This window comes from Niallia sp. 01092 (assembly GCF_052318935.1).
In the GTDB taxonomy this organism is placed as follows: domain Bacteria; phylum Bacillota; class Bacilli; order Bacillales; family Cytobacillaceae; genus Niallia.
The window spans coordinates 64,095-82,044 of sequence record NZ_JBQRKO010000006.1 but is presented as its reverse complement, the minus strand read 5'-3'; the positions used below and the strand labels follow the sequence as shown (position 1 = coordinate 82,044).

Here is a 17,950-nt window from a genome sequence, read left to right as displayed (position 1 = left end):
ACATGAATCAGGAAAAATGGATTGTTCCGTTTATAAAAGGAAATGTCCCGCGAATTATCTTTATCATTCTTATAAGCTTTCTTACTGTTCTTACAGCAGCTATGCTTACTTTTACATCCGGGTACTTAATTTCTAAAGCTGCAATTCCTGTAGAAAATATACTACTTGTGTATATACCGATTGTTGGTGTCAGAACTTTCGGCATAGGTCGTGCCGTTTTTGCTTATTTAGAAAGGCTGGCCGGACATGATACCGTCCTGCGAATCTTATCAAAGATGAGAGTGAAGCTTTATCGTATATTAGAAACGCAAGCACTGTTTTTAAAAAGCCGTTTCAAAATGGGAGATATGCTCGGTATATTAGCGGAAGACATTGAACAGCTGCAATATATTTATTTACGAACGATTTTCCCAACCATCTCTGCTATTTTTTTATATGTTGTAGTGGTGTTTTCAATCGGGATGTTGGACGTTCCATTCGCTCTTCTTATTGGCTGTTATCTTGCTGTATTATTAGTTATTTTGCCAATCCTTTCATTGTTGTTTATCAAGAAAAAACAAAAAGCATTCAAACAGAAAAGAAATGGCTTATATCAAAGCTTAACAGACAGCATTCTTGGCATAAGTGATTGGGTAATCAGCGGCCGCACGACAAGCTTTATTGCTGGTTATGAAAAAGAGGAAGCTGCTGTTGCTGCCATCAATAATCAATTACAGCGCTTTTCAAGATGGAGAAACTTGCTTGCGCAGGGCATTGCAGCCGTTATTATTATTTCGTTAACTCTTTGGTCAAGCCAGCAGTATGCAGAGGGAACGATTTCCGCTACAGTAATTGCCGCCATTATTTTGGTTGCTTTTCCTGTCTTGGAAGCTTTTTTCATTATTTCCGATGCTTTTGAAAAAATCCCTGCTTATCAGGACTCGTTAGCAAGATTAAAAAAGTTAACAGCAAGCAATGCACCTTGTAATAACGAGGCTGTTCTAGAGGGTAGTACAGTCAATATTCAAGTTGATTCAGTGAGTTTTTCTTATGAAAACGAGAAGGACTTTTCTGTTTCTGATGTGAGCCTTTCTATTCCTCAAGGAAAAAAAATCGCTATTATCGGGAGAAGCGGTGCGGGGAAATCGACTTTGCTAAAGCTGATTCAAGGGGCGCTTATTCCAACTGCCGGAAAAGTGACGTTTAATGGTCGAGATGCTTTTTCTTTCCATGAAAACAGTGCTTCTATCATTTCTGTTTTGAATCAAAATCCTCATTTATTTGATACGACGCTGCGAAATAATGTAACCCTAGGAATCGAGGAAGCATCAGAAGAAGATATCAAAAGAGCAATAAAACTAGCGCAGCTCGAAAAATTGGTGGAAACCTTGCCAGATGGCTTAGATACATTTATGCAAGAAACTGGCCAGCGCTTTTCAGGAGGAGAAAAACAGCGGGTCGCACTTGCAAGGATTCTTCTGCAAAATACACCTGTTGTCATTATGGATGAACCGAATGCAAGTTTAGATCCTCGAACAGAAAAAGAGCTGTTAAAAACTATTTTTGCAAGTTTGAAAGGGAAATCGATCATCTGGATTACTCACCATTTAGTCGGTATAGAAGAAATGGATGAAATCATCTTTATGAATGGCGGGAAAATTGAGATGCGCGGTACACATGAGGAGCTATTAGCAGCGAATCCTCGTTACAAACAATTATATCGTCTTGATCATCCAAGTTTTTAATCAAACGTTTGATTAATGTTGCAAATAGCTTCAGATTAACTGGTTTCGTGACCGACAAATTTGAAGATTGGAAAAAACGGGGCTGACTATTGAAGTAATAAAAAACGTTGAGAGTCATCATCTATATTTTAGATGATGCTTTCTTTTTAAAAATTGGCTACCCTGAAAATAAGCTCTGTTAAAAGGGGTTTTCCGAAGCTTATCGCTCGCTTTCCGCGGGGCGAGCGCCGAGCCTCCTCGTCACTTTGCTCCTGCGGGGTCTCGCCTTTCTCGCTAATCCCGCAGGAGTCGAGCGAACGCTTCTCCAAACCAACATCATTCTTAGCCCTAACTCCTTCTATCTTCACGCTGTATTAATCTAAATAAAATTAGCGCCTGAATTCCAGCCATAATAAACAACAAAATTCCGATGGACCATAGAGCTAGAAACCCTATACAGCAATTGATTAATATACTAATAATAAAATTAGCAATGGATTCTTTTTTTGTAAGCTCTATATGAGTAATATAAATTGAACACAATCGTTATATAGATAATAGGAGTTAATATATCCCACAGATCCATCATAGAGACACACTACCTTTCGCTGCTAATGAATAACATCTGCTAATAACGCATCTGTTGCCTCTTGCAAATTCATCACTTCCAACTCGATTTGCATGCCAATTTTTCCAGCGCTTACAATGATGGATGCAAGGTTTGAAGCACTTTCATCGATGATTGTTTGATACTTCTTTTTCATTCCTATTGGGGAACAACCACCGCGAATATATCCTGTCAATTTTTGAATATCTTTTACGGCAACCATTTCTATTTTCTTTTCCTTTACCACTTTGGCGACTTTTTTTAAATCAAGCTCCTCTGCTACTGGAATTACACACACATAAATATCATTGCTGCCTTTCACAACCAATGTTTTGTAAACCATTTGAACATCTTTATTGATTTTATCAGCAACGGATATTCCATCTATTTTTCCGTCCTTATTGTTATATGTATAGATTTCATAAGCAATTTCATGACTATCTAAAAAACGCATCGCATTTGTTTTCGCTTGTGCCATCTTATTCCCCTTCTTCCTTTTATACTCTTGTCCTTATTATAGCAAAAGGAAAATAGCCCTCCTTTCTCTTCTTATGAACAAATTTCGAAAAACCTCCATATAGTATTAAAAGTCTTTCAGGCTTAGGTTTTAGAGCAAATGTTATTTTGCACTCTAAAGACTTTTTCTTTATTCGAGGAGGAACCAGATGAAACCAACCTATCAAGATGCGCTTGCTTATTATGGCGTAAACGGTGCTCATCCAGGCGGATTGTCTTTAACGAAATCGTTATTGGAACAAGAGCATATAACAGCAGCTACAGAATTGCTTGACGCTGGATGTGGCACCGGGCAAACATCTGCTTATATAAAAAAAAATTACCCTTGTCATGTAACGAGTATCGATTATCATCCTACAATGGTAAAGAGAGCCCGGCATCGTTTTCAAAAAGAACAGCTTCCGATTCGATTGTTTCAAGGAAATGTGGAAAAACTGCCTTTTCATGATCATAGCTTTAATATTATTCTTGTTGAATCCGTTCTTATTTTCACGAATTGGAAGAAATCATTAAAAGAGTTACAACGTGTACTAAAACCAAATGGGGTGCTGCTTGTGTTGGAAATGACCTCCGAAAGAAAATTAACGTCGAATGAACAACATAATATGTGTTCTGTCTATGGAATTGAAAAAGTTTTGACAGAACAAGAATGGATATACGAGATAAAAGAAGCAGGTTTTGCATCCGTTGACATTAAAGCTGCACACTCTGTTTTCTCATATTTGGCATCCTCACCAGAAATAGACGAAGACGGCTTAGATCTTACCGCTCCCAGAAATACTGAGATGGAAAACAAATTAATGGAGCATTCCCACATCTTATATGTTTATGGCAACATTATCGGTTACCGCGTTTATCGAGCGACTTGTTAGTTTTCCAGCAAAGATTTATGGATCCAAATAGCGGCCTGTGATCCTTCCCCCATCGCAATCGTCACTTGTTCAGAATGTGCTGCAACATCGCCAGCTGCCCATACATTTTTGATATTGGTCATTTTTGTACGACTATCCACTACAATATGCTGATTACTCAAAAGCTCGATACCTAACTGTTTTGCCAAATCGGACTTTACTTTATTTTTGCCAAATGCGATAAAGCTATGTTCTGCCTTTACTTCGATCTCCCCTTCTAAAACATAGCTTTTTAGTTTTGCTCCGTCTGTTTTTACCTCTTTTATTCTTTTATTTATATAGGAGATGTTTTGTTCTTGCAGCTTTTTTTCTACTTCTACATCTAATTTCTCTCCGCCATGATTGATATAAAGGATGTCTTTTGTCCAGTAAGTTAAAGTTAACGCCATATTGGCCCCAACCTCTCCGTTTCCAATCACCACAGTCTTTTTCCCTTTTACTTCATAGCCGTCACAATCCGGACAAACATATACGCTTATTCCTAAACAAGGAAACAACTCAGGAAAAGGTGGGATTGTATCGATAATACCCGTTGCTAATAACAGCCTTTTTGCATGAAATTGTTCTTGCGACTCTGTTGATAATATAAATTCTCCATTCCTTTTTTCCGCATGTAAAACCGTTGACTGCAAAAAGGAAACGCCTAAGCTGCTTGCTTGTTTTTGACCGATTGTACGTAATTCTGCTCCACTTATTCCATCCGGATAGCCCAAAATATTATGATAGCTTCGACATAAAGTAGATCTGCCATGATTGGAATCAATAATTAACACTTTATGCTGATACCGCCCTAATTGAATGGCCGCCTGCAAACCAGCTATGCCTCCGCCTACAATAATGCAATCATATGTATTCATAAATCCTCCCACTAATAAAAATTTTTGTATCCATTCGTATAGATTTTCAGAAAAAACCCATTTTTATTCTTATTTAGACAAAAAGAAGAAAGCAAGTAAAAAGTAGATATCCCCTACTAATTACTTGCTTTCTTTTTATAATTAACTTTATATATTAATTGATTAAAAACTTCAGAAAACATTAATCCCATTGCAATGGATCCAGATATAAGAAAAGCCTTTGCAGCTAAACTTACTGCATCGGTATAATTATTTTCAACAAAGTTCCGCATCGCATCATACGCCATCCCCCCTGGCACAAGTGGGATAATACCTGCTACGCTAAAAATAATAACAGGCTTTTTATATTTTTTAGCGAAAAAAAGACTAATAATTGCTACTAGAAAGGCTCCTATTATCGTTGCAGGAACCGCATCTATATCATAATAAACAGTAAACCAATAAGCAACCCAGCCACACATTCCAACAAAACCGCATGGAAGCAGCATTTTTCTAGGAGTATGAAATATCACCGCAAAAGCGGATGATGCAACAAAACTTGTAAGGGCTTGTTCAAAAAAAGTAATCATAGTCGCAACTCCTTATAAAAGTACAAACAAAACTGCGATTCCGGAACCAATCGCAAATGCAGTTAAAAAGGCTTCTGCCCCTTTAGAAATGCCGGCCACTAAATGCCCTGCCATTAAATCTCTAACGGCATTTGTTATGGACAATCCAGGAACTAACGGCATAACTGATCCGATAATAATTTTATCCACTTCTTTGCCAAAACCAAGATAAACCGCTGAAAAGGCAATCAGTCCTACAAGGAACGCAGCTAAAAATTCTGCAAAAAACTTAATTTGCACTACCCTGTGAAAATAAATGGAACATAATAGCCCTGTTCCACCAGCAATAAACGCTGGGAAAAAATCTCCCCAAACACCTTGAAACATAATCAGAAAACAACCGCTTGCTAATGCTGCAGCAACAACTCTCTCCCAGTCACTGTATGTACTTTTCTCTTTTTCTATTTCTTTTAATAAATGATACGCCTCTTCAATAGAAAGGTCGCCAGTACTGATTTTTCTAGAAACATCATTTACTTTGACAACTTTCTCTAAATTTGTTGTTCTTTCGATAATACGAATCAGTTTTGTGTTCGTTTGTTCTAACCCTTCCAAAGTAAAAATTATTCCTGTTGGGGTCACATAGCTATCGGAATATTCTACCCCAAAAGCATTTGCAATTCTTATCATTGTATCTTCTACACGATAAGTTTCTGCACCGTTTCTTAACATAATTCTGCCAGCAAGCAAACATACCTCAATGATGTCACATGTCTTTTCTTTAGATATATATCCCATAAAAAATCGCTCCTGATTCTTTCTTAAACAGCTTTTTGTTTAGTATATAACACCGATTTTTTTACATACCGATCTAAAGTAAAGTTTATAGAATTCCCTTGTATAAATCTATAACTAATTAAGGCGCAAAAAAAGTCCTTTGCTAGTTACAAGGACTTGTGGAAAAAGGGACGGAGCTTCGCCTGCTTTACGTGTGCAGATAGAATTAGAGTGCTTTGTATCTTGTTTTTATACGTATATAGAAAGGAATCGCTCCGCTCACGCCGCCTTCAATAGGTTAGACTTATTCTCCTTTTCACATGGGGATGCGAGGGGAAGTTCAGGCTGATAAACGCGAGGCATTTTAAACCGTTATTTTCTAATCTTTTTGAATACCAAATCGTGCATTAATTTGCCCACGCAGCATTTGTTTTTTTACTTTGCGTTCTTCTTCTTCTTTATTTTTCTTCATAATTTCCTGTCTAATTTCATGTGTACGAACACCTTCTTCTCGTTTGTTGGCAATTTCTATCAGTCGCTCCACATCCGAAAAAGAATATTTCCGATTTCCTCGTTCTGGTCTTTCTGGAAAAATCAATTTTCGTTGTTCGTAATATCTTATTTGTCTCTCTGTTAATCCTGTTAATTCACTGACAACACCAATCGTAATAACTTTTCTTTTTTTATAGGATGGTTCGTGATCCATTTTATCCTCCCACCTCATTGAAGTAGTTATTTATCTCATTATTTGCAATTATAATACTATTAACCAAAAACAAAACCATTTTTGTCAGATTTTCTGACATCTAATTAAAAAAATAGGTCAGAATACCTTACAATATAGATGTATATTTTCTTTTTTTCCTATAAAATGCATATTATATCTGCCAAACAAGATATATGCATACATTTTTCTAAAATCGAGAGGAGTATTATTTGAAATGATTAACAAGGAAGCAATTGATTTAGCGAAAAAAATTGTTGAACTAGATCTTCTGCGGGATGAAATTTGGGAAAACTTCACAGCAGTTGCAGGTGACCACGCTCACGATATACTTCGAATTATTCAAAACAGCTAAATTGCTATCGTTTTTCATTCTTTTCAATAACCATAAATCCTTATTTTCACATTATAGTTGGACCCATAATCTGCATTTAGCAGCTGTTGTCGTCCGACTTTTTATCATAATCGGGAAAACTCTTAACTTGTCATCAATCATATTAGGAAACATATCATCCATTATATCAAGGTTTCCGCATTTCCGATGTTAATGATTCTTCCATCATTAATACCGATAACAGCTTTTATTAATCTAAAAAGTCCACAATAAGTGCATTTTTTATTAGAAGGTTAGGAAATCTAACATTATTTTAATGGAATAGACAAATAACATCAAGTAAATGCCGAAATTTTTTTAATAATCTTTATTTTAGTAATTTTTATTTAAAAGAAAAAGAAGGCCTCTACTCAACAGAAACCTTCCCTTTCTATATTAAATGCTAATATCTCGTTTTTGGAAAAACAGAAACGTAATGACCATAAAGATAACATAATACACACATAATATTCCTAATGACATCGGCATCGTAATATTTTCTAATATCTTATCTTGCATAACAAATATCGTTTGGTCTAAATGAGGGAAAATTAACGCTTTAGTCCATGTATACTTTTTTGCATAACCTACTATGAGGCCGCCAATCGTAGAAGAGGAAAATAGGACAAATATGCCTACACCAACTGCGACTGCCTGGTTTTTAAATAATGTTGATAACATAAAGGCCATAGTAATAATCATTAAAAGACCTGGCAAATAATAAGCAAATATCTTAAAGAAATGACTTCCGCCGCTGACAGCTGCCATACCAACTTCGGTATAAGCTCCGATTTTATCTACAAAATTACCCGTTCCAAAAAATATTATCCCGACAATGTAGCCAAATACAAGCAAAACGACCAATAAAAATAACGCATAGATTAGCATGGAAATATATTTAGACAGTAAAATAGCCCAGCGCCTGTGTGGTCTTATCAGCAATTGTTTAATCGTTCCATCTGAATACTCGGATGAAATATTTCCCGCACACATAATCACAACAAAAAGAGTTACCAATGCTTTTAAACCAATGACCCAATCATTCATAAACGACCAATTCGTAGGATAGGGATTAACATTTTCTTTTAAGTTCCACTGTTTTTGCATGATTTGACCTGCTATATCTTCCTTTTGGTATTGATCAGGCGCTTTTTTTTGCTGTTCTTGAAGATCCTTTATTTCCATCTGTACCGATTCCTGCCATGTATCCCCTTTTTGCTTATCCGATGTTCTTTGAACAAGCAATCCTGCCCCTATTAATGCCACAATAAGCACAATGGCAAATATCCAGCTCATTTTCTTTTCAAATGTTTTGATGAGTTCATTATGAATTAAACCAATCATACCGTTTGCTTCTCTCCTTTTTGACTAGTAATCTCTAAAAATCTGTCTTCAAGGGTTAGTTTTCTAACATTAATGCCATATACAGAAATATCGTTTTCTACAAATAGCTTGTTCACAAGTGAAACAGCTAGTTTCGTTAACTTGAGTGTTAGTTCTGTTTTATTCTGTGTGACAAATTCAAATTTAATATTACTATTATTTAAAAGAGGCAGCGCTTTTTCAGGCTGATCTACTTCAAATATAACCTCTCTAATATCCTCTTCGTCTTCTTTTATAGTTTCATCCATTGTGGAAATATGGATTAATTCCCCCTTCTCAATAATCGCAAACCGATGGCACATCAGCTCCATCTCCGCTAATAAATGAGACGAAACTAACACGGATATTCCTTGCTCTGCCAACTCATGAAGGTAGTTGCGGAATTCTTTTATTCCTTGCGGATCAAGTCCGTTTGTCGGCTCATCTAAAATAAGGATGGCAGGATTATGTAATAACGCTTGAGCAACTCCTAAACGTTGACGCATCCCTAACGAATAGGTTCTTACTTTTTGATGCATCGCCTTCTCTAACCCTACTATTTTGGCTACTTCACGAATACGCTCTTCTGTTATTTGCTTTTTGGCCATTCTTGCATAGTGGCGCAAGTTCTTATATCCACTCATATATTTATAGAATTCAGGATTTTCGACAATGGCGCCAATGCTGCTCATCGCATGAGCAAAAGAACTGTCTAAAGAGTGTCCATTAATGACAACTTCACCTTTTGTTCTGTTTATTAAGCCGACTATCATTCGAATAATCGTCGTTTTCCCTGCTCCGTTCGGTCCTAACAGTCCAAATACCTCCCCCTTTTCAACCGAAAAACTGACAGAATCTACAATCGTTTTGTTTCGAATGGTTTTTGTTAAGTTTTTAACTTCTAAAGCATATCGAGACATAACTTGCTCCTTTCTTTTTATAATGACTTTTCATATTTTTTGTTTTATCACCGAAGCTGTATAAAAATACCATACTATTCTATATACGTCTTTTTTTCAAAAATAGTTTCATTTTTTTTGGAAGTTAAATGGAGAAAAGACAAAAAAGCCGGTCTCTTCTAAACTGATCCAAGAGAAACCGGCTGTTATTTATTTACCTTACATGGAAATTAGAGATTTATATTAAACAGATGTTTTTGATAAATTATTTATCACTTCTTGGACAGATACATACTCATAGCCAAGGTCTTTCGCAACTGGCGCATACGTAATTTTACCATCAAAAGTGTTTACACCTTGTTTAATAGCATAATTATTTTCAATCGCTGCTACTGCCCCTTGATTGGCAATTTGCAGCGCATATGGGATTGTCACATTTGTTAAGGCGATTGTTGATGTTCTTGGAACTGCCCCTGGCATATTCGCTACTGCATAATGAACAACGCCGTGTTTTACATAGGTTGGATTATCATGCGTTGTAATATGATCAACTGTTTCAAAAATACCACCTTGATCAATCGCCACATCGACAATAACGGAACCTGGCGACATTTTCTTCACCATTTCTTCTGTTACAAGCTTAGGCGCTTTTGCTCCAGGAATTAATACTGCACCGATAACTAAGTCTGCTTCCAATACTGCCTCTTCTATATTTGCTGGATTAGAAATAACGGTATTCAAACTTGCACCAAATTGATTATCCAACTCTCTTAATCTCTCTGGATTCAAATCTAATAATGTAACATTCGCTCCGAGGCCAATCGCGATTTTCGCAGCGTTTGTGCCAACAATACCACCACCGATGATCGTTACATTTCCTTTCTTCACTCCTGGTACACCTGCAAGCAGAATGCCTTTCCCGCCATGCGGCTGTTCTAAAAATTGAGCGCCGATTTGTACTGCCATTCTTCCAGCAACCTCACTCATCGGCGTTAAAAGCGGCAGCTTTCCATTCACTTCAATTGTTTCATACGCAATCGCAGTGACCCCTTTTTCCGCCAACGCTTGAGCAAGTTCTTTTTCTGCTGCCAAGTGTAAATAAGTAAATAAGATAAGACCTTTTCGGAAATATACATATTCAGATGCTAACGGTTCTTTTACTTTAATAACCATGTCAGATGCATTCCAAACTTCTGCTGCTGCGCTGATAATTTTCGCTCCAGCATCTGCATATTCTTCATTAGTGAAGCCACTGCCAATACCTGCGTTATTTTCAACTAATACCTCATGTCCACCTTTTTTTAAGAAAGATACACCTGAAGGAGTAATCGCAACCCTGTTCTCGTTATTTTTTATTTCTTTCGGGATACCAATAATCATCTCTTATTCCTCCTTGTAAAGTTTCCTCACGTTATTACGTTAGATTTCTTAACATCATCATAAGGCGGATAGAAATATTTATCATTGTTTAAAAGAATAAAAGTATAACAGGTCTTTTGTGAAAATTCACAAACCTTATTTTTTACGCCAGTGCATCAGCTTTAAATCTAAATATAACATAAACTTTTGAGCAGGCATCGATAAATTTACATCCATGATTTCCGCTATTCTTTTTAATCGATATGTTAACGTATTCGCATGAATATGGAGACGCGCTGCGGTTTTTTGCACACTTTCACTTTCATCTAAATACGCTTCTAAAGTTGCAAGCAACTCCGTATTATGGCTATGATCGTATTCTGTTAACTTTTGAATCGCGATATTTTCAAACCCGTCTTGCAGTCTCTTTTCTAATAAAATATCTAAAAATTGATAAATGCCTAAATCTTGATAGTTAAAAAAAGAATCTGCTTCAGCAGGAAACTTCTCCTGAACTTCTATCACTGTTTTCGCTTCCTTGTAACTTTTCTTTACATGTATAAGTTCTTTGTAGATTCCACCAAATCCTCCTTTAACATGTAAAATATCAAATCTTTCTTTTAAATGTTTTGGAAAACTTTGAATAAATTTGTTATACGTTATCGATGGATTTACACGCTTTTCGATTGGGGTGACCAAAATAATTAACTCATTATCGTCTATGGTTGAAAATGAAATTTTTACTTCTTCGGCTATTTTTAATAAATAGAAAATATGTCGTTCTACTTCTTTGCTGATGATGTTATTAAATCGGAATACCATGATGGTGAACTGATCAAATGGAGGAATGCCAACTTCTTTTAACTTCACTTCCGCTTCTTGCTCCTTAACATGACCAGTTAGCAGCCTCCAAAAAAACTCCTGGTTATCTTGGCTCGATGGTCCTTTGCTTTTGCCAAAACGGGAGAGCAAATGCTTTCCAGCTGCTGCTGCATATTCCAATTGCTTCATTTGCTGTTCTGTTAAATAATTATTTATTTCGACCGCCCAAATATAGCCAATTACTTCTTCCCCTCTCCAAATCGAAACGGCAACCCGATTGCCTAAGCCAATTTCTTTTTTCTCCTTAATTCGAATTGGTCTTTTGCTTTTCAGCAATTGAGGAATGACGCCATCCTTCCACAAACGATTAATGATTTTTTCGGGAACTTTACGGCTAATAATCGTAGAAATACGAACTATATCTGTTTCCTCACCGTGACTGCTATATACTAAAACACGATGATGAGTATCTTCCAACGTAATAGGACAGCCAAAAAATTCACTTACATGATCGACAAAGCTTTCAAGGGAATCATACATTTCCCGTCGGAACGGATTTAACGGCTCATTCGACATCAGCCTGCTCCTTCCTTTTCCATTGTAGGTTTAGCATTATTCCTGATTATCGTAACATACTTACTCCTTCTATTTTAGCTCGTTTCATTCTTATCCAACAATACTTAATTAGAATAGGCGGGTTCATGAAAAAACAGGATACCTTCAATAGGTCTCCTGTTTGGCATTTTTTCATTTTTGAATGCTTTTTTTCTTACTTCCTTCCAAAAGACTCCCGCCTGCAATTCCAGGATGGGTCATCTCATAAGGATTCAAAATTAAATTCAACTCTTCTTCCGTTAGCAACCCATGCTGCAGGCAAAGCTCTCGGACAGACTTTCCTTTTAAGATGGCTTCTCTAGCAATTTTCGCTGCGATTTCATAACCAACATGAGGATTTATAGCTGTGATCGTTCCTACGCTTTTTTCCACATACTCTTTCAAGCGATGTTCATTTGCTTCAATACCAATCAAGCAATTCTCTGTAAATGCTCGAAATCCGTTGTTCATTATACTAATAGATTGAATCAAATTAAAAACAAGGACCGGTTCCATTACATTTAATTCAAACTGGCCTGCTTTTGATGCTAGACAGATAGTATTGTCGTTTCCAATAACCTGGAACGCGATTTGATTGATAACTTCTGCCATAACCGGATTAACTTTTCCCGGCATAATCGAAGAACCCGGCTGCCGTGCCGGCAATGTAATTTCCGCTAATCCTGCACGAGGACCAGATGCCATTAAACGTAAATCATCACAAATCTTTGACATATTCATCATACATACTTTTAATGAAGCTGATACTTCTGTATATGCATCTGTATTTTGAGTTGCATCAACAAGGTGCTCTGCTTTTATTAATGGAAAACCACTAATTTTCGCCAAGTATTTCACAACATTCTCTATATAACGTGGATCCGCATTCAAGCCCGTTCCAACAGCTGTTGCCCCCATATTTACTTCATATAAATGTTGATGCGATTGTTGAATGCGTTTTATATCACGTTCCAACACCCTGCTGTATGCCTCAAATTCTTGCCCAAGGCGGATTGGAACGGCATCTTGCAAATGCGTACGCCCCATTTTTATAATATGATCAAATTGCTGCGCCTTTTTTTGGAAGACACTACGCATGTAGGTCATTGTTTGTAGCAAGCTTTTTAAGAGATTAAGCGTTGCAATATGAATGGCCGTTGGAAATGCATCATTTGTGGATTGAGACATATTAACATGGTTATTAGGACTTAGATGAATATACTCTCCCTTGCCATAGCCCAGCAATTCAAGCGCACGATTGGCAATCACTTCATTTGCATTCATATTCATGGATGTGCCAGCCCCGCCTTGAATAGGATCTACAATAAACTGATCATGCCATTTACCTTCTATAATTTCATCTGATGCTTGTACAATTGCATGCCCTAATCTATTATCTAAACGTTTTACGTCCATATTTGCTAAAGCTGCTGCTTTTTTCACTATCGCTAAAGCTTTAATTAATTCTTCATGAATACGATATCCCGTAATTGGGAAATTTTCCACCGCACGCAACGTTTGTATACCATAATATGCATCTATAGGAAGTTCTTTCGTTCCTAAGAAATCTTCTTCCACTCTTTCTTTATGATTTGACATTTCCATTCCACCTTTATTATCTCCTATTTTATGAAGGGCTAACGTAATCAACAATTATCACCCATAAATAAACTCTCGTCATAAAACTAATCATGTGACTTTTTCTAACGTTACGTGTCATTATAATCCCCATTCTAAATTCATGACAATACTTTTCAAATTATTATTTCTACTGTTTTTTTGTTAAATAATATCGAAAAAATGGATAAAGAAATATCTAGAGTAAAATCTACAAAAAAAATCAAAAGACTATATTTATTTACGAAATATTTCAAAATTAGATTTGCTGAACACACTACTTTAGATTCATTTTCACTTACATCCTTCCCCATTTCATCATACAAAAATAGGTGAAAAGATGTATTATTCTTGAAAAAAGAGGAAAAACTATTTAACTATTATGTTATCTATTGCCTCAACAAAAGATATTTAAGTCAGTCATAAACGTTAATAGTATACTAATATATTATACAAAGACTCCTTTAGTTCGTTTTTAATAAAAAAAGGGCTTTCCCCAAAATTCGGTTATCCGACTTTAGGAAAGTCCTTCATTTCTTAACCTTGCTTTATTAATGTAATATTTTTCATTTTTACTAATCGATTCACTAATAACAAACCAATAATAGAGCCTGCTAAACTGCTGACAGCAAAAGAAGGCAAGAAGAAAAAGGCGCCTGTTTTTGTTCCCATCAAAATACTTGCATAAGGTACTGCCACTAAAGATGCAATAACTCCTGTGCCAATAAATTCTCCTAACGAAGCGAAATACGTTTTTGCCGTTTTGTGATACAAATACCCGGCAAGTAATGCACCAATCATACTTCCTGGAAAAGCCAACAGCGACCCTGTCCCCATAAGATTTCTTAATAAAGATGTCATAAAAGCAATAATAACTGCAGGGATAGGCCCTAACAGTACAGCTGCTATGACATTTAATGCGTGCTGGACTGGGTATGCTTTAGCAATTCCTGCTGGAAACCAAAGAACAGTTGAACCGAATGTACCAATTGCTGTAAATAAAGCCATTAATACTAGCTGATTTACTTTTTTCATCCTATTTATTCCTCACTTACAATTATTTAAGCGAAAAGCGGTCGAAAAGAAACACACTTTTTTGGATATTGACTGTAACCATCAAAAAAAGCCAGGTCCAAAAAGACCTGACTTTTAGTCAACAAGAAATAGAGAATCATCCACTACTTCCCTACGCTGGCATCATCCAGATCAGGTTATTAGGGTTAAAAAACGGTTTGTTTTTTTCTCAGCCAGCCACTGGCACCCCTAGTAGTCAATACTTTGCTTATTTTTTAATCTTAACCTATTTTCTATGAACCGAAAAGTGTATTTAGGATGATCATTTTGATAATTTTTCAACAAACTGCATATCGATTAATTTATCGTAGTCATACCCCTTTGTATACACTCCTGTTTTTTCTACCACTTCCATTGGTTTTGCAAGAGACTCTTTTGAAATAAATCCATCTTTACTCCATAAGCTGTCTGCATATGCCCGGTCCAGTGATGCCTGTAAACTTTCTACTGGAGTCGAAGGAAATTCCGCTTTTAATACTTTCATTGCTAAATCTGGATTCTCATTGACTGCTTTTAATCCTTTTAAAACAGCCTTTACAAAGCTTTCCACTGTTTTCGGATTTTTATCTATCGTAGATTGTTTTACACTTAATACGGAATATGGATAATCTCCTAAGCTAGCGAAACTATAAAACGGCTCTTGCCATACCCCTTTTTTGATGCCCTCAGTTATTTGCGGCTCTGCACCGTTTGCAATATCTGCTTTGCCTGAATCTACTAACGAAACGACCGCACCAGCATCAGCCGGCTCTTCCAACGAAACATCTTTCTCTGGATCTAATCCTAAATCCATTAACAGCCATCTTGTTAATAAATTTGGGCTGCCGCCAAAACGGCCTGCTGCGATTGTTTTTCCTTTTAAGTAGTCTGCTAATGCTTCTTTATTTGTACTGTCTATTTTTTCATCGCTATTCCCCATTAAGTATACGTTTGCCCGATTTACCACGTTCACAACAGATACAATCGGATCTGAACTTCCTGTATTGGCCATCTGATTCGATTCAGGTCCTCCTATGTTTCCCCACGCATCTCCGCTGACAACGGATGTCACGTGCGCTCCTCCTGTTGCCGTAATCACTTCTACATCTAGCCCCTCCTCTTTAAAATATCCTTCCTCTATTGCTACATATAATGGCAAATAACCAATTAAGTGCACAGGTTCGGCTATCACAATCTTTTTTAATCCCTTGCTCTTTCCATCAGCGGGCTCCTTCTTGTCATTTGTACACCCTGCAAGTAAAAGCATAAAACCTAGACAAGCAATAAACAACAGCTTGCATTTTTTCAACGTAAATCCCCCTTTTTATATATATAATAGGCTCTGTTAAACTTGCCTGTTGATTTCCGCTCCAATCAACATAGTGCCAAAATCAACAATGAGCTTTAACATAGCCATAAAATAAAAAAGAAAGGTATATTTATGTCTATTAAGAAGTGGGAATAGTAAGAGGTGGGTGGTTGTTTTATAGAGAGTATTTCGTGTTTTGCAACGACAGAGATATTCATTTTTTTGTAAAATGGTATTGCATTCCTTTCTTTTTACTACCTGTTGTTAATTTCCATGTCTTCCTTTTAGCAATACCTTTTCAATCCAAACGGTTGCAAGATACATAACGATAGAAAGAATGGACAAAACGACAACGCCTACCCAAACAAGGTTAATATTCAAGATTTGTCCGGCATATAAAATCATTCTTCCGATACCTTGTCTGGAGCTGATGAACTCGCCTACAATCGTGCCTGCTAATGCTAAAGCAATATTTATTTTTAAGCTGCTAATAATCCACGGCATACTTGTTGGAATCACTACTTTTGTAAAAACATGCCTTTTTTTTGCTCCTAAAGAGTAGAGAAGCTTTTCTAAATCTGTATCTACGCTTTTTACTCCACTATATGCAGCTAATGCCGTAACAATAACCGTCATCATAAATGCCAATACAACCTTCGAACTAAAGCCAATTCCAAACAGAATAACAAGGACTGGTGCTAAAGCAAGCTTTGGAACCGCATTAAAGGCAATTAAATATGGTTCAGAAATTCTCGAATAATAATACGACCACCAAAAAGACAACCCTATCAATGCTCCAAAAAATGTGCCTAATATAAAACCTAAAATGGTAGCAGCCGAGGTATATAGAAGATCATCAAGCAACGTTCCCTCCGAAAAAGCAACCAATGCTGTTTTCCATATAGTTGTAGGACTACTCCAATAATAAGCATCAATGATTTGCCATTTTGTCAGCAGCTCCCATAAAACAACAAATAAAATACCAATTGCCCACTGACCGTAAAAAGTAATACGTTTCCTTTTTTTAGCCTCTGCTTCTTCATCTTCAATATATGGAAAGGTATTTGTTTGTTTTGTTGTCACTGGTTTTTCTCCTTTCCTTTTTTTATTCGTTTTCGTTGTTTTCCAACAATTTTAAAATATATTTCTTAAGCTCCATAAAGTCTGTAGTTAATAAGGTGTTCTCATTTCTTGGCCTTTCTAATGAAATGGTTATCTTCTCTTTTATCCTTCCTGGCCTCGGTGTCAGTACATATATTTCATCTGATAAAAAAAGGGCTTCGTCAATATCATGGGTAATAAAAAGGACCGTTTTTTTAAAATCTGCCCATATTTGCAGAAGCCATTGCTGCATCTTTAACCTTGTTTGCGCATCTAACGCTCCAAACGGTTCATCTAATAAAATAATATCTTGATCATATAAAAGTGTACGCAAAAGGGCTGCTCTTTGTCTCATGCCCCCTGATAATTCATCCGGATAATGATGTTCAAATCCTCCTAATCCGTAATTTTTGAGAAGCGGCATTGCTCTTGCTTTTGCCTCTTTTTTCGAAATTCCTTTTACTTCAAGACCTAAAATGACGTTATGAAGAATCGTTCTCCATGGCAGCAATAAATCTTTTTGAAGCATGTATCCTACATAACCATTTTTCCCGACAATATCTTTTCCATCTAACAGCACGCTTCCTGTTGTTGGTTTAATAAGACCTGCAATAATATTAAATAAGGTAGATTTCCCACAGCCGCTGGGACCAATAATACTAACAAACGCTCCCTCTGAAATATTTAAGCTTGTATCTTGTAAAGCATAAAATTCTTTGCCTGCTTTTTTAAACACTTTACTGTTATTTCTCACTTCTAACTTAACCATAGCTGTCCTCCAATCGGAGCTTTTGAAAAGAACCACTTTTTTTATGTAT

The 17,950-nt window shown here is 36.4% G+C and carries 17 protein-coding genes and 1 riboswitch; of the genes, 3 read left to right on the top strand and 14 right to left on the bottom strand.

From position 1 onward, the window contains the following. Positions 1-2: 2 nt before the first annotated feature. On the top strand, positions 3-1,724 hold the full coding sequence (cydC, locus tag ACTXGU_RS07480; RefSeq protein ID WP_443480878.1) for a thiol reductant ABC exporter subunit CydC: 1,722 nt from the start codon (positions 3-5) through the stop codon (positions 1,722-1,724). A 590-nt stretch (positions 1,725-2,314) separates the two neighbouring features. Here the strand turns inward: cydC and ybaK are convergent. Further along, on the bottom strand, positions 2,315-2,788 hold the full coding sequence (gene ybaK, locus ACTXGU_RS07475) for a Cys-tRNA(Pro) deacylase (protein ID WP_443480877.1): 474 nt from the start codon (positions 2,786-2,788) through the stop codon (positions 2,315-2,317). Positions 2,789-2,975: 187 nt separating this feature from the next. On the opposite strand from ybaK, the gene ACTXGU_RS07470 reads away from it, so the two are divergent. Then, positions 2,976-3,698 carry a class I SAM-dependent methyltransferase gene (locus ACTXGU_RS07470; protein ID WP_443480876.1) on the top strand — a complete coding sequence of 241 codons (723 nt, stop codon included), beginning with the start codon at positions 2,976-2,978 and terminating at the stop codon, positions 3,696-3,698. Here ACTXGU_RS07470 and ACTXGU_RS07465 read toward each other — a convergent pair. The 4 genes from ACTXGU_RS07465 to ACTXGU_RS07450 form a co-directional block, all read right to left on the bottom strand. Then, entirely contained in the window at positions 3,695-4,594 is a 900-nt protein-coding gene (locus ACTXGU_RS07465) for an NAD(P)/FAD-dependent oxidoreductase (protein WP_443480875.1), read from the bottom strand. The genes ACTXGU_RS07470 and ACTXGU_RS07465 overlap by 4 nt on opposite strands. Before the next feature lie 116 nt (positions 4,595-4,710). Next, on the bottom strand, positions 4,711-5,163 hold the full coding sequence (locus tag ACTXGU_RS07460) for a threonine/serine exporter family protein (RefSeq protein ID WP_443480874.1): 453 nt from the start codon (positions 5,161-5,163) through the stop codon (positions 4,711-4,713). A 12-nt stretch (positions 5,164-5,175) separates the two neighbouring features. After that, on the bottom strand, positions 5,176-5,940 hold the full coding sequence (locus ACTXGU_RS07455) for a threonine/serine exporter family protein (RefSeq protein ID WP_443480873.1): 765 nt from the start codon (positions 5,938-5,940) through the stop codon (positions 5,176-5,178). A 358-nt stretch (positions 5,941-6,298) separates the two neighbouring features. Beyond that, positions 6,299-6,625 carry a MerR family transcriptional regulator gene (locus ACTXGU_RS07450; RefSeq protein WP_443480872.1) on the bottom strand — a complete coding sequence of 109 codons (327 nt, stop codon included), beginning with the start codon at positions 6,623-6,625 and terminating at the stop codon, positions 6,299-6,301. Positions 6,626-6,860: 235 nt separating this feature from the next. On the opposite strand from ACTXGU_RS07450, the gene ACTXGU_RS07445 reads away from it, so the two are divergent. Continuing rightward, on the top strand, positions 6,861-6,998 hold the full coding sequence (locus ACTXGU_RS07445; RefSeq protein ID WP_443480871.1) for a hypothetical protein: 138 nt from the start codon (positions 6,861-6,863) through the stop codon (positions 6,996-6,998). 414 nt (positions 6,999-7,412) lie between these two features. On the opposite strand, the gene ACTXGU_RS07440 is transcribed toward ACTXGU_RS07445, so the two are convergent. The 9 genes from ACTXGU_RS07440 to ACTXGU_RS07400 form a co-directional block, all read right to left on the bottom strand. Beyond that, positions 7,413-8,360, bottom strand: a complete 948-nt coding sequence (locus tag ACTXGU_RS07440) for an ABC transporter permease (RefSeq protein WP_443480870.1) — start codon at positions 8,358-8,360, stop codon at positions 7,413-7,415. After that, on the bottom strand, positions 8,357-9,298 hold the full coding sequence (locus ACTXGU_RS07435; protein WP_443480869.1) for an ABC transporter ATP-binding protein: 942 nt from the start codon (positions 9,296-9,298) through the stop codon (positions 8,357-8,359). Before ACTXGU_RS07435 ends, ACTXGU_RS07440 begins: the two co-directional genes overlap by 4 nt. A 222-nt stretch (positions 9,299-9,520) precedes the next feature. Further along, positions 9,521-10,657 carry an alanine dehydrogenase gene (ald, locus tag ACTXGU_RS07430; RefSeq protein ID WP_443480868.1) on the bottom strand — a complete coding sequence of 379 codons (1,137 nt, stop codon included), beginning with the start codon at positions 10,655-10,657 and terminating at the stop codon, positions 9,521-9,523. A 135-nt stretch (positions 10,658-10,792) separates the two neighbouring features. Further along, positions 10,793-12,034, bottom strand: a complete 1,242-nt coding sequence (locus tag ACTXGU_RS07425; protein ID WP_443480867.1) for a PucR family transcriptional regulator — start codon at positions 12,032-12,034, stop codon at positions 10,793-10,795. A gap of 171 nt (positions 12,035-12,205) precedes the next feature. Continuing rightward, positions 12,206-13,651, bottom strand: coding sequence for an aspartate ammonia-lyase (gene aspA / locus ACTXGU_RS07420; protein WP_443480866.1), 1,446 nt, complete (start codon positions 13,649-13,651; stop codon positions 12,206-12,208). Between the two features lie 555 nt (positions 13,652-14,206). Next, positions 14,207-14,704 (bottom strand): energy coupling factor transporter S component ThiW, encoded by a 498-nt coding sequence (thiW, locus tag ACTXGU_RS07415; protein ID WP_443480865.1) that lies wholly within the window; start codon positions 14,702-14,704, stop codon positions 14,207-14,209. A gap of 131 nt (positions 14,705-14,835) precedes the next feature. After that, a riboswitch (TPP riboswitch) is annotated at positions 14,836-14,944 on the bottom strand. Positions 14,945-15,005: 61 nt separating this feature from the next. Continuing rightward, positions 15,006-16,031 (bottom strand): ABC transporter substrate-binding protein, encoded by a 1,026-nt coding sequence (locus ACTXGU_RS07410; RefSeq protein ID WP_443480864.1) that lies wholly within the window; start codon positions 16,029-16,031, stop codon positions 15,006-15,008. A gap of 264 nt (positions 16,032-16,295) precedes the next feature. Then, positions 16,296-17,114, bottom strand: coding sequence for an ABC transporter permease (locus tag ACTXGU_RS07405; protein WP_443480863.1), 819 nt, complete (start codon positions 17,112-17,114; stop codon positions 16,296-16,298). Between the two features lie 22 nt (positions 17,115-17,136). Then, entirely contained in the window at positions 17,137-17,901 is a 765-nt protein-coding gene (locus tag ACTXGU_RS07400; protein WP_443480862.1) for an ABC transporter ATP-binding protein, read from the bottom strand. Positions 17,902-17,950 lie beyond the last annotated feature (49 nt).